Consider the following 13443-nt stretch of genomic DNA (forward strand, 5'->3'; position numbering starts at 1 on the left):
TCATTACGCTCCATTTTTTATTTTCATAATAATGTGAGACAAAAGTAGGTACAAAGTGTATGTTCCTATATACGCTCCTGCAATAAGGAAAAATGGATTCAGTAAAATTCCATGAATGCTCGTCATGAAAACTAAATCTTGTATTAAAACATCGTATATATTAATGGAAATAATTGTACCAAGTACATATAGTGCCAAGTACGCAGAAATATGTAGCACAATAGAGATTTTTGGTTGCTTAGCGGACAAATAAAAAATGAATGATAGAGCGATTGGTAATATTCCTATTAATAGCTTCAATTCATTTCACCTCATTAACAATATAGCCGAAATTTTAACGGTCTATTCTCTAGGGCTTGTACATAACTTGAAATAGAGAGGTGATAGTATGAATCGGGGCTTTTTTTTTATGAAGTTTACAAATATGCGTAAGTTAGTTTTATTTGTTATTACTACAGTGCTAGCGACTTTTTTTCTTATTAGTCTGATGGTAACCTCTATGAAAGAGACAAAGTCAACGTATTTATATAATTGGTTAAATGAGTTATCGATGAATGGTTACATGTATGTACTTGGAAAAGAGAATCATTATTTTACACAGGAGTATCGAAATTTGAATCAAGATTTTTCAATTTCTTCTTTTCTCTTTTCTATGGCTACAAATATTCGCTTTAATGATGTACGCAGTTTTGTCGGGAAAGAGCTCCCGGGATTTGGTAAGTACGATACAGAAATTGTTATTGCGGGTGAGGGTACAAATTATTCTAACTTACCGATAGAGTCGAGTGTTCCTCTTGAAGAAGTAGTGAAGGAACGGACTAGTGGAACTGGACAAGCACCTAAACAAGATACGAATAAAGAGAAAAAACAGCCGTCCCAAACGACTGGGAAGAGACAAGTTGCGTTTATTTATCATACACATAGCTGGGAATCTTATTTACCTTTACTTAACTTAACGAATGACCCGAATCCGAATAAAGCAACGAGTTCTGTGTCGAATATTTCTATATTAGGAGATCGTTTCCGTGAACAACTAGAAGGTGAAGGGATTGGAGCTACTAACGATAAGAGTGATGTTGGTCAAAAGTTAATAAGTAAAGGTTTAAACAGTAATAGTTCGTATAAAATGTCACGAGAAATTGTGCAGCAAGCTATGGCTGGAAATAAAGATCTTCAATACTTTTTTGATTTGCATCGTGATAGTGCCCGAAAGAATGTAACGACAAAAACAATTGGAGATAAATCATATGCAAAGCTTGCATTTGTAGTAGGGAAAGGAAATAAAAACTATGAAAAAAACTTACAATTAGCGACAGCTTTACATGAGGCGATTAATAAGAAATATCCAGGAGTGAGCCGTGGGGTCATTCAAAAAGGGTTCCAGACAGGAAATGGAATCTATAATCAAGACCTATCAGGACAAGCGATATTAATAGAAGTTGGTGGTGTAGATAATACAGAGGAAGAATTGAATCGATCAATTGATGCACTTGCTAAAGCATTTGGTGAATATTTTTGGCAGGCAGAAAAAGTGAATGGATAAAGTGAAATTTAAATTGGTGAGAGACCTCACCTGATGAGGAGGAATTCACAGTATTTTTGAAAAAACGTAAGTGTAATGCTTGCGTTTTTTCTTTGTAATGATGAGACGTCACAGAATAGACATAATTTGTCGTTGTTATAGTAATATCGAAATTTGTCAATTTATAGCAGGAGATTTACAAAGGGATTTTCAGGAAAGTAGAGAAAATCTTTTTATAAGGAAAACTTTTTATTATGAAACTGGTAGGGTGATTGAAGTGATTAGGGAGATCGAAATAGAAGATGCATCATCATTTTTGCAATTAAGTAAGCAATTAGATGAAGAAACGAAGTTTATGTTATATGAACCAGGAGAAAGAAAAACTACAGCTGAGCAACAAGAAAAAATGATCCATCGCTTTATAGAAAATGAATATGCAACAATATTTGTAGCAGTTGAAGATGAGAGGATAGTAGGTTTTATATTAGTGAATGGAAATAACATTCAAAGAAAGAGGCATGTGGCAACCATTGTAATTGGTATTTTGCAAGAGTATAACGGGCGAGGTATTGGGACGAGATTGTTTAAAGAGGTTGAGAAGTGGGCAAAATTACATGATGTATGGCGTTTAGAATTAACAGTAATGGCCCACAATACAAGAGCTCAGGCACTATATAAAAAAGCTGGATTTGAGAAAGAAGGTGTCAAAAAAGCTGCTCTTATTATCGATGGAAAGGGCATCGATGAGTATGAAATGGCCAAATTATTAAAATAAGAGGTCGTTATATGAAAAAAAGATGGGCACTACTTGGTATTGTAGCTGCAATAATTATTATTGGAGTAGCAGGAATCAATTATAAAATGTATAAGGATAAGCAGGCGCGGGAAGTAAGTGTAAATAGCATATTTCCGAAAGCGAAAGAAACGATTGCTAATATGGATGGGGATATTGCGGTAATTAATAATCCGAATTCAATGCTTGTACTTGTAAATAAAAGTAGGCGTTTACCAGATGGGTATAGACCGCCAGATTTAGTTATTCCGAAAGTGCGCTACTCTAGTGAAGGTGATCACGAAAAGAAAAAGATGAGAAAAGAGGCAGCGAGGGCGCTTGAGGATATGTTTCAGCAGGCTGACAACGAGCGTATTTTTCTTTTTGCAGTTTCTGGATTTAGATCTTTTGATCGACAAAAAGCATTAAATACGATGTATAAAAAACAAGACGGGGAAGCAAAAACAGCAATGTCTAGCGCGGTTCCTGGCACAAGTGAGCATCAAACTGGACTAGCTATGGATATTACGTCTCAATCTGCTAAATTTCAGTTAGAGACAGTTTTTGGGGAAACGAAAGAAGGTCAGTGGCTTTCTGAAAATGCCCATAAATTTGGTTTTGTGGTTCGATACACAAAAGCGAAAGAAACGATTACGGGCTATCGGTATGAACCATGGCACGTAAGGTATGTGGGAAATCCACAAGCTACATATTTGTATGATAATCAACTGACGCTTGAAGAAGTAACAGAGTGAACAATTGAGGGGAGAGATGTACAATGACGATGTTATATAAGAAAAAAGTACATGCATATATTACAAGAGAACAAGAGGGGGTTATGCAATTACTTGTTTTTAAACATCGTGATATACATGAAGCTGGTATTCAAGTGCCAGGGGGAACGGTTGATGAAGGTGAAACGTTAGAAGCTGCTATATTGCGTGAAGTACAGGAAGAATCCGGATTGCGTCATTTATGCATAGAGCGGTTTTTAGCAGATTACATTATACATATGAAAGAAAAACAGGAGTATGAAAAACGCCACTTTTTCCATGTAACTTTACTAACAGATGTAAAGGATACTTGGGAACATATTGTAAGTGCTGGTGAGGAAGATAAAGGATTAGTATTTTGCTATGAATGGGTTGATATTGCAAAATGCCCTGAATTAGCTGGGAAACAAGGTGAGTTTTTACATTTATTAGATGAAGTATACGCACAGTAATGTAAGAGTCTGAAGCGAAGGTTAATCCGTTTCAGACTTTTTTTATTTTTCGGGAAATTAAAGGTGTTTAAATAAGAGTATTGAATTTCTTTAAAGGGATATTAATTTAGGATGTGTTGAGATGAAAAATTGAAAAAGTAAGGGGTATATGTTAAAAAAGTTCATATAAGGGAGAATATAAATGGAAATTCAGTTTAATTCAATCTTAAAAAAGGAATTAACAATTCAAGATATTCAAAATGAAATGGAATCTGGAAAGCTAACTTCAAAAGAGCTAGTGATGTATTATCTCTATAGAATCGCAAAGTATGATCAAGACGGGCCGAAAATCAATTCAATTTTAGAAATCAATCCAGATGCTATTTTTATTGCAGAAGCGTTAGATTATGAAAGAAAGACAAACGGCGTAAGGGGACCATTGCATGGAATACCTGTTTTGCTTAAGGATAATATTGAAACGAATGACTTCATGCATACAAGTGCAGGTACAATAGCTCTAGAACAAAATATAAGCAGTGAAGATGCATTTCTCGTTACTAAACTGCGAGAAGCAGGGGCAGTGATAATAGGAAAAACGAATATGACAGAATTAGCAAATGCAATGTCTTTTGAAATGTGGGCTGGATATAGTGCAAGAGGTGGTCAAACAATCAATCCATATGGAACGGGCAAGGATCATATGTTTGTTGGCGGATCTAGTACAGGATCTGCAATAGCAGTTGCTGCTAACTTTACAGTAGTATCTGTTGGGACAGAAACCGATGCTTCTATTTTGAGCCCTGCTGTTCAAAATTCTGTAGTAGGTATTAAACCGACTGTCGGTTTAATTAGTCGTAGAGGAATTATTCCATTTACTTATTCGCAAGATACAGCTGGACCATTTGCTAGAACGGTAACCGATGCTACTATTTTGCTAGGGAGTTTAACTGGAGTGGATGAGAAAGATGTAGTTACTCACAAAAGTGACGGTAGGGCATATCGGGATTATACATCTTACCTTGATGCAAATGGTTTAAATGGAGCGAAGATTGGTGTGTTTAACGATGCACCAAAAGATTATTACGAAAATGGTGAGTATGATGAAATCTTGTTTAAGGAAACGATCCAAGTATTACGTAATGAAGGAGCGACAGTAGTAGAAAATATTGATATTCCTTCTTTTCATAGAGAATGGAGCTGGGGAGTTCCGCTTTATGAGCTGAAGCATAGTTTAGATAACTATCTTTCTAAATTACCTTCTACTATCCCGGTACATTCTATTTCGGAGTTAATGGAGTTTAATAAAAACATAGCAGAAAGAGCTTTAAAATATGGACAAACTAAGTTAGAGGGAAGAAAAGATTTTCCTAATACGTTACGAAATCCAGAATATTTAAATGCGAGATTAGAAGATATATATTTTTCTCAAGAACAAGGCATTGATTTTGCATTGGAAAAATATAATCTTGATGCGATACTGTTTCCTTCCTATATAGGTTCTACTATATGTGCGAAAGCGGGTTATCCGTCTATAGCAATACCGGCAGGGTATATGGAAAGCGGGAGGCCTTTTGGAATTACCATTGCAAGCACTGCATTTAGTGAAGGGATATTAATTAAATTAGCTTATGCTTTTGAACAAGCGACAAAGCATAGAAAAATCCCCAACTTATCATGAATAGAATAAACAAAGAGGACAGGGATCCCTGTCCTCTTTGTTTTAGTGATTAAAGTGAAATATCGTTCTGCTCTGTCTTATGATATTTTAATAAACTAAAAGATAAACAAGCGGAACATAAAATAAGAATAGAAGCGATGATATAAATTGTACGAACACCGAACATATCAGTAATAATGCCAATGCTAAGCATAGATAGTCCAGAGGCTGTTGAAAGAAGTGCGCCATGTGCTGTATACATTTTTGATAATAAAGCAGGGGCAACACTTGATTGTAAAACAGTCGTTTGGGAAATATCTCTAATTTGATAACATGGTCCCATTAGAACACATAGAAAAAGCGCAATAAATCCACTGCTCGTCATACCATATAAAAATGTAAGAATGCTAAATATAAGAGAGCTAATCGACATAGATCGTATTAAATTGTTTTGAATATAGGAACTCATTTTCCATGCTAATAGACCACCGATTAACGTGCCAACATAATAACTTGTATTAATATATCCCCACCATTCTTCGCCCTTATGAAGGATAGTCGTAACGTATGCCATCGTAATAGCACCAATCCATATTGTCCCTGCGAAAGTTTCGATTAAGTCCATATATGTAACGGTACGGAGAGAAGGATTTTGAAATAGGAGTTTCCAACCTTCCAATAAAACAGTAATTTTGGAAGAGGGAGAATCTGCTATTCTTTCAGTATGTATGGAACGTAATGAAAAATGTAATGCAATGCATCCGAAAATCATTAAAATGTTATTAATCATGAGTGTAGAAGTAGCGCCAATGAGAAGAACGACAATACTCGTAAATGAATAAGCAACGGCTTGCACAATTTGTGTTGAAAAGGAAAAGATACTATTTACTTTTACTAATTTTTCTTTCGGTGTAAGGCGCGGAAGAATACCGTATAATAATGGAGCACTCCACCCGCTACATAATGAAATGACAAAAATAAAAGTTAATAGAGCTATAATGTTTGTGGATAAGACCGGGAACAAAATCATTAATAATAGTAAAAAGACTGTTTTCAACCATTGGAGCGTATATAACAGCGTATAAGATGGAAAACGATTTATCATAAGTGGTGCAGAGATGTTAGCAATTAGATTTGTGATAACTTGTAATAATGGAAAAAGAGCAGTAATAGTAGCTGATTTAGTTGCTATATAAATATGAGTTGTAATAATCATTACATATACGATGTCAGCGAGAGTAATGCATATTTTGGAACCTAAATAGTAGATTAGTGACAGGTTTCTCAATAAGAATATCACCTCTATAAAAAAAGTATTTAGTAATTGTAATAATTGTAATTTAAAAATTAAAATTTTTAAAGAATTTAATTTTTTGTCACTTTTTGAAAGGGATTTTCATGTATAATGAAGAATATATTGATATAGTATTATATTAATGATCATTGTAACAGTGAATATGTACAATAGCTTGTAGCAAACGCCCAAGTGTAAGAAAGGGCGGATAAACCATTCTTTTCTTCATATACATATAGAAAATGAGAAAGAAAGTGAGGGTTGCATATGGCTGCTTGGGTAATTTGGTTTATAATAGCTGGTATTTTATTTATCGCGGAAATGTTGTCGATTACATTTTACATGCTTTGGCTTGGAATTGGAGCTGTTGTCGGAGGTCTTATTGCTTTGTTTGCTCCTGATGCACTACTGTTACAAGTTACTGTTGGTGCAATTGTAAGTTTAACTTTGACATTCTTTACGAAAAGAATTTCAAAAAACTTTCGAGAAGCAAAAGGTTTTACTGATACAGTAGATATGCTTGTTGGTAAAAGAGGGATTGTTATGCAAGCGATTACAAATGAAGCGAATGGTATTGTGAAGGTGGATGGAGATACTTGGACAGCTATTGCAGATTCTTCAATTGATGCTGGAGAAAAAGTCGTTGTTATAAAGAGGCATAGTACTATATTACAAGTGAAAAAGGAGAGTGAATAAATATGGTAGCATTAACGTTAACGATTATATTCGCACTAATTGTAGTTACATTTATCGCATTAACAATTAAAATTATTCCTCAGCAAAAAGTTGGGGTTGTTGAAAGATTTGGTAAGTTTCAACGTATAATGCACCCAGGGTTAAATATTTTAATACCAATTGTAGATCGTGTTCGTGTATATCATGACTTACGCATTCAACAAACGAATGTACCACCGCAAAAGGTAATTACGAAAGATAATGTTCAAGTAGAAATTGATACAATTATTTTCTATCAAATTGTTGAACCAGAACTTGCGACATATGGTATTTCAAACTATGAATATGGTGTTCGTAATATTACGTCAGCAACGATGCGTCAAATCATCGGTAAAATGGAACTGGATGAAACGTTATCTGGTCGTGAAAAGATTTCAACAGAAATCCGCTTAGCGCTTGATGAAGCAACAGAAAAATGGGGCGTACGTATTGAACGTGTCGAAGTTGTTGATATTAACCCGCCAAAAGATGTGCAAGCATCAATGGAAAAACAAATGAAGGCTGAGCGTAATAAACGTGCGATTATTTTAGAAGCTGAAGCAGCAAAACAAGATAAAGTCCTTCGCGCTGAAGGAGAAAAGCAAAGTAAAATCTTGATGGCTGAAGGGGATAAAGAAGCGCGTATTCGCGAAGCTGAAGGTATAAAAGAAGCAAAAGAATTAGAAGCACAAGGGGAAGCACGAGCAATTGAAGAAATTGCAAAAGCAGAACAAAATCGTATTGAATTGCTTCGTGAAGCGAATTTGGATGAGCGTATACTTGCTTACAAATCATTTGAGTCATTAGCTGAAGTTGCAAAAGGACCAGCAAATAAAGTCTTTATTCCGTCTAATGCAATTGAAACACTTGGTACTCTTGGGGCAATTGGAGAAATATTTAAAGAAAAACAAGCGAAGAAACTACCTTCAAATGATACAGGAAAAGAACAATAAAAGTGAGGAAGAGAAATGGTATACCATTTCTCTTTTTTTGTGCGTATATTCTGAAAAGCTTGTACATATCCATGTATAAAGAAGGTGATGCAGTGAAAAAGTATGCAACTCGAATACATGGGAAGAAGCTGATTTCGTTACTCCTTTTATATGCGCTAATAGTAATTATGATAGCGTCGATTTTGACGTCATTTTTACATACAATGAAATCGAATTATGCAAATCAATGGTTTGGAAAAGTATCGATGCAAGGTTTTGTTCAAATGATAGAAAGTGAGAATCGCTATTACGGATGTGATTATTTTAAGAAGAATAAAAGAGAGTCAGTTGGGAATTTAATGTTCTCTATCGCGACAGATTTGAAAATTAAAGATTTAAGAACATTCGTCGGTAAAGAAGTACCTGGTATGTCAAAGTATTATTCTAATATTATCGTAGCTGGGGAAGGGACAAACTTGACAAATATCCCAAATGAATCTAGTGTACCGATTGAAGAAGTAACGAAAGAACGGGAAATAGCAAAAGATAAAGTTACAGAAGCGGAAAAGAATAATCCGGTTCAGAAAAAGAACGGAGCGAAAAAAGGTGAAAGTGCAGTATATATTTATCATACACATAGCTGGGAATCCTTCTTTCCATTATTACCAGGGGCAACTGATCCATCTAGCCCAGATGTAAATGTGTCTTTACTAGGAAAACGTATGAAAGAGCAACTTGAAGGACAAGGAATTCCGGTAGTTCATGATAAAACGAATATGGGTGATTTATTAGCGAGTAAAAAGTGGGTATGGTATCAGTCATATAAAGCGTCTCATGAATATGTAAAAGAAGCATTAGCACAAAATAATAAAATTGCGTTTCCGATTGATATACACCGTGACGATCAGCGTAAGAAAGTAACAACAAAAGTAATTAACGGAAAATCGTATGCAAGATTATATTTTATAATTGGGATGGAAAATGAAGGCCGTGCTGAAAATGAAAAAATTGCAAGAGCGATCAATAGTTATTTAGATGAAAACTATTACGGATTAAGTAGAGGGATTTTTCCAAAGTATAAAAAAGATGGAAATGGCGTTTATAACCAAGATTTATCGAAAAATGCGATGTTAATTGAAGTTGGTGGTGTTGATAATACGTTAGATGAATTATATAACACAATTGATGTGTTAACAGAAGCGTTTAGTAAATATTATTGGAATGATGCGGAAAAAGTGAATGGATGAGGGACGGGAGACCGTTCCTTTTTTATTTTGGAATCTTAAAATGTGATATAATGGAATTTTATGAATGTTAAATAAAGGGAGAGAGAAACATGCAAATACTACTAATACGCCACGGAGAATCAGAAGCTGATATTTTACATGTGCATGAAGGTCGAGCTGATTTTGAGTTAACTGACAAAGGGAGACAACAAGTACAAAGACTTGTACAGAAAGTGAAGAAAGATTTTGCACCAGATTTCATTTGGGCAAGCACATTAAAACGCGCTCGTGAAACGGGTGAAACATTAGCAGAAGCAATTGGTTGTCCAATTCAATTAGAAGAGGAATTAATGGAGTTTAATAATGGAGTGCAAGCAGGCTTATCATTTGAAGAAGCAAAGAAATATCCAGAGCCAAAGTTTCTTCATGATCGTTTTGAAAACGGGGAATCGTTTATTGAGTTTCGAATGAGAATAGAAGGAATCTTTTCTAAAATCTTGACAGAGAATACATATGACCGAATTGCAATTGTTGCCCATGGGGGCGTAATTAATAGTCTATTACGTGCATTTTTCAAAATGCCAATTTCAATGGACTACTATTTCAAAATGGGAGATACGGGAATAAGTTTAATTGAAATTGAGGGTGAACAAAAAACGGTGCATTTCATTAATGATACGAATCATTTGGACGGGATGTAAAGACTTATGTACAAAGTTGTATTTTTCGATGTTGACGGTACGTTATTAAGTGAGATTGATAGAAGCATGCACGAAAGTACAAAAGAAGCGGTACAAAGATTAATAGATAAAGGAATTCACGTAGTTGTTACAACTGGAAGACCATATAGTTTATGCTCACAATTTAAGGAACTAGGTATAAATACGTTTATTTCAGCAAATGGTGCACATATAAAATGTGGGAAAGAAGTTATACATAAATCAGTACTTTCAAGCGAAATCGTTCATGATATTTCAAATTTTGCTGAATTACATGGTCACAGTGTTTCTTACTTTACAGAAGAATTTGCAATGAATAATATTGCTTCCACAGATGAACGTGTCATGCGAGCGTTAAATGAAACCTTAAATTTAGAGCAGTATCCTGACAAAGTTAGAAACTTATCAGATGAGATTTATTGCATATGTCTGTATGCTGATGATACAGAAGCTCAAAAATTCATTGAAAGATATCCAGCACTTACGTTTGAGCGTTTTCATGGTTACGTTATAAATGTATTGGAAGATAGTAAAGTATCGAAGCTAACTGCAATTCAAAAAGTATTGGAACATTTAAACATTAGTAAATTAGAAGCCATTGCTTTTGGCGATGGTGGAAATGATATTGAGATGTTGCAGTATGTAGGATTAGGAGTTGCGATGGGAAATGGTGGAGAGGAGTTGAAGAGAAGGGCTGATTTCGTTACAACGAAGGCGAGTGAAGGCGGAATTTCTTATGCCTTAAAGAAGTTGCGCATTATTTAAAACTAATAGTTAGTGAGTGTGAAAAATCCTGTTTTAATAATAGGATTTTTTGTTTAACAATGTGCTTGCAATAAAAGGAAAAATATGAGTATAATGAGAAAGTGATTAGGTAAGCTAATTAATTAGTGGGAAAGGAGAGTGAAGATGAATGGATTCAAGAAAAGACTCTCTTCCTTTAGGGATTGAGCCGTACGCAGAGTTAATCAAAAAGACAGCATCAGCGGATACGGATCAAATTGCAGCAAAACTTGGTTTGTTAATGTTATGGACGTCTGATAATGTTCTTGATGCTGTTGACGTAGATTTAGCTCCGCTTGGTATTTCAGAGAGTAAATTAGATTTTTTACTATTGTTTATTTTGCGTGAAATGGAAGCGAATGGGGAAGAGGTGAACATGAGTCCTTCGGATATTGCGAGTCGATTAGGGATTACACGTGCTTCTGTCACTGGCTTATTAGATTGGATGGAGAAACGAGAGTTAATCGTAAGATTCCACCATTCTGAAGATCGAAGAAGATTAAAGGTGAAAATTACTCCGAAAGGAAAAGAACTAGTTACACATTCTTTACCAACTTTTTGGTTATCTTGCGCTTCGTTAGTTGATGGCTTTAATCAAGAAGAGCGTCAAGTTTTAGAAAAGCTATTAAATAAAATGCAAGCAACTATGCAGGTGAAATTAGGAGAAGGTAGGTAAATAAGTTGATTATGAAGATCAACTTATTTATTTGGACACATAATTAGTTTGCCTTATTATATGTTTAACTAACTTTATGTACGGTAATAATTTTTGCTATGTAATTAAAATAAGAGTTAAAGGAATGCTATTTTAGTGATTTAGAGATTTTAAACTAATAAAAACAAATCGTAATAAGGGAGAGAGTTTATGATGGAAATAGGAAAGGAAGTAAATAGTGAAAAGAATTATACAATAATGACAGCTGTATTATGTTGGTCCGGTATGGTAGTTATGTCTAGCCTATATGTAACAATACCTTTAATCGCTCTATTTTCAAACATTTTTAATACGTCATTAACACACTCGGCAGCTACAGGAAGTATATTTTCTGTTGGCTTTGCTATAGGGTGTTTGTTATTTGGGGCAATCTCTGATAAATATGGACGAAAAAAAGTGATTTTTATTGGATTGCTTGCACTGTCGATAGTTTCTTTTTGCTTAGGGTTTGTAGATAGTTTATTTTGGCTTGTTATTTTTAGAGGTATACAGGGGATAGCCGCAGCTACATTTTCTCCAGTAGCGTTAGCCTACGTTGTAGAAATGTTCCCAGTAGAAAAAAGGGTTACAACAATAGGGTTTGTTAGTACCGGTTTTTTAGTAGCTGGAATTGTAGGGCAGGTAATAAGTACTGCTGTTAGTCAGCATTTTGGATGGCATATGGTTTTCTTTCTTCTTAGCATTGTCTATATAAGTACTGCTATATGGATTTATTATTCTCTTCCGAAAGGAGAGACGTCTCAATCCTATACTGATATTTTGGGACCAATTAAACAGATGGGTAAAGTTTTTACAAATAAAAGCTTAGTATTAAGCTATATAATTGCATTCGTTTTATTAATGGCTTTTGTTAATATGTATACTGTTTTAGGGAATTATTTGAGCTCCCCTACTTACAATTTAACTGCAGAACAAATCCTTTATTTTCGCTTAGCAGGGCTGTTTGGTATGTTGCTGTCACCACTTGCAGGTCGTTTAACAAAGAGGTTTGAAGTAAGGAAAGTTCTTCAAGGAGGATTGTTGATTGCTATTTTTAGTCTAAGTTCAATGGGCTTTGTTTCGTATCTATCTCTACTTGTAATGATGAGTGTCTGTTTTGTAATAGGTATTGCTATATCCGTTCCGTCTTTAGTTTCTCTTGTAGGTCAATTAGGAGGGAGAGCAAGGGGAATAGCAGTATCTATTTATACTTTTATTTTATTTTTAGGTACTAGTATAGGACCTATCATTTCTATTTATCTTATGAAAATAGGAGGTTATGCTCAAACATTTATTTTATTAGGAATGATACTTTTTATTGGTTTTGTAGCTTCTCTATTTATAATTAATGAATGAGTGGAAAATCACTCAAATAAAGGAATGCGAGGATCTTTCATATGCTCGCATAATAAAATATAAATTTGTCCACGATGATGATAAAAGTGTGCAACGATTTCAAGTAACCATTCAAAGCGCGAATAAGAAATACCCCAATAGGCAGTCATAACGTCTGCTAATTCTATTTGGGAGTAGGAAAGAAATGTTTTAGAGAGAAGGTTGTAACCTTCAATCATCGTTTGTTGCATGTGAGCAACTGTTACGGGGGTACGTTCTATATAAAAGGTATGTAATTCTTTTTCTGGAATACCATTTAAAATGAGTAAATCAGCATGACAAATAAGAGAAAGATGTGCACACATTTCAAATAATGATCGTTTTGAGTGAATCGGTTGTATTTTTAAATTGTTTTCACTATATTGGTTAAGCATATCAATAGAAGTATCAATAGCAACTTTTAGTTGATGCAATGCAGATTGAACAAACATTGTAATTCTCCTCGTCTCCGTATATAATAGTTTCTTGAGGATATTATATCATACTCAAAATTCCGAAAATTCTAGTAGTTTGACTAGCATAATGAAAAGT

At 34.5% G+C, this 13443-nt stretch carries 15 protein-coding genes; 12 read left to right on the forward strand and 3 right to left on the reverse strand.

The annotated features are described in order from the left end of the window. Nucleotides 1-3 precede the first annotated feature (3 nt). Nucleotides 4-300 (reverse strand): hypothetical protein, encoded by a 297-nt coding sequence (locus ACTL4X_RS10080; RefSeq protein WP_000770738.1) that lies wholly within the window; start codon nt 298-300, stop codon nt 4-6. 88 nt (nt 301-388) lie between these two features. On the opposite strand from ACTL4X_RS10080, the gene spoIIP (ACTL4X_RS10085) reads away from it, so the two are divergent. From spoIIP (ACTL4X_RS10085) to ACTL4X_RS10105, 5 genes are all read left to right on the forward strand, one after another. Further along, entirely contained in the window at nt 389-1543 is a 1155-nt protein-coding gene (spoIIP, locus tag ACTL4X_RS10085) for a stage II sporulation protein P (RefSeq protein ID WP_001079278.1), read from the forward strand. Nucleotides 1544-1799: 256 nt separating this feature from the next. Then, nucleotides 1800-2297 (forward strand): GNAT family N-acetyltransferase, encoded by a 498-nt coding sequence (locus ACTL4X_RS10090; RefSeq protein ID WP_000617576.1) that lies wholly within the window; start codon nt 1800-1802, stop codon nt 2295-2297. Nucleotides 2298-2308: 11 nt separating this feature from the next. Continuing rightward, on the forward strand, nt 2309-3049 hold the full coding sequence (locus tag ACTL4X_RS10095) for a M15 family metallopeptidase (protein WP_000747645.1): 741 nt from the start codon (nt 2309-2311) through the stop codon (nt 3047-3049). Nucleotides 3050-3072: 23 nt separating this feature from the next. Beyond that, a complete protein-coding gene (locus tag ACTL4X_RS10100) occupies nt 3073-3519 on the forward strand; it encodes an NUDIX hydrolase (RefSeq protein ID WP_000178293.1) in 447 nt (148 codons plus the stop codon). A 181-nt stretch (nt 3520-3700) separates the two neighbouring features. Then, nucleotides 3701-5176, forward strand: coding sequence for an amidase family protein (locus ACTL4X_RS10105; protein WP_000405417.1), 1476 nt, complete (start codon nt 3701-3703; stop codon nt 5174-5176). 49 nt (nt 5177-5225) lie between these two features. On the opposite strand, the gene ACTL4X_RS10110 is transcribed toward ACTL4X_RS10105, so the two are convergent. After that, nucleotides 5226-6443, reverse strand: coding sequence for an MFS transporter (locus tag ACTL4X_RS10110; protein ID WP_001245232.1), 1218 nt, complete (start codon nt 6441-6443; stop codon nt 5226-5228). A gap of 273 nt (nt 6444-6716) precedes the next feature. On the opposite strand from ACTL4X_RS10110, the gene ACTL4X_RS10115 reads away from it, so the two are divergent. The 7 genes from ACTL4X_RS10115 (at nt 6717) to ACTL4X_RS10145 (ending at nt 12873) form a co-directional block, all read left to right on the forward strand. Then, complete coding sequence (locus tag ACTL4X_RS10115) at nt 6717-7145, forward strand: NfeD family protein (protein WP_000741976.1); 429 nt, start codon at nt 6717-6719, stop codon at nt 7143-7145. A gap of 2 nt (nt 7146-7147) precedes the next feature. Beyond that, nucleotides 7148-8116, forward strand: coding sequence for an SPFH domain-containing protein (locus tag ACTL4X_RS10120; RefSeq protein ID WP_000226252.1), 969 nt, complete (start codon nt 7148-7150; stop codon nt 8114-8116). A gap of 71 nt (nt 8117-8187) precedes the next feature. Next, complete coding sequence (gene spoIIP, locus ACTL4X_RS10125) at nt 8188-9342, forward strand: stage II sporulation protein P (protein WP_441395020.1); 1155 nt, start codon at nt 8188-8190, stop codon at nt 9340-9342. 89 nt (nt 9343-9431) lie between these two features. Further along, nucleotides 9432-10022 (forward strand): histidine phosphatase family protein, encoded by a 591-nt coding sequence (locus ACTL4X_RS10130; protein ID WP_001166435.1) that lies wholly within the window; start codon nt 9432-9434, stop codon nt 10020-10022. A gap of 6 nt (nt 10023-10028) precedes the next feature. Continuing rightward, entirely contained in the window at nt 10029-10805 is a 777-nt protein-coding gene (locus tag ACTL4X_RS10135; RefSeq protein ID WP_000278978.1) for a Cof-type HAD-IIB family hydrolase, read from the forward strand. Between the two features lie 148 nt (nt 10806-10953). Continuing rightward, complete coding sequence (locus tag ACTL4X_RS10140; RefSeq protein ID WP_000378332.1) at nt 10954-11499, forward strand: MarR family winged helix-turn-helix transcriptional regulator; 546 nt, start codon at nt 10954-10956, stop codon at nt 11497-11499. Between the two features lie 192 nt (nt 11500-11691). After that, nucleotides 11692-12873, forward strand: coding sequence for an MFS transporter (locus ACTL4X_RS10145; protein ID WP_002041020.1), 1182 nt, complete (start codon nt 11692-11694; stop codon nt 12871-12873). An 8-nt stretch (nt 12874-12881) separates the two neighbouring features. On the opposite strand, the gene ACTL4X_RS10150 is transcribed toward ACTL4X_RS10145, so the two are convergent. Then, nucleotides 12882-13343, reverse strand: a complete 462-nt coding sequence (locus ACTL4X_RS10150; protein ID WP_000497994.1) for a DinB family protein — start codon at nt 13341-13343, stop codon at nt 12882-12884. Nucleotides 13344-13443: the final 100 nt, after the last annotated feature.

The organism is Bacillus sp. RE35, from assembly GCF_052146655.1.
Lineage (GTDB): Bacteria > Bacillota > Bacilli > Bacillales > Bacillaceae_G > Bacillus_A > Bacillus_A cereus.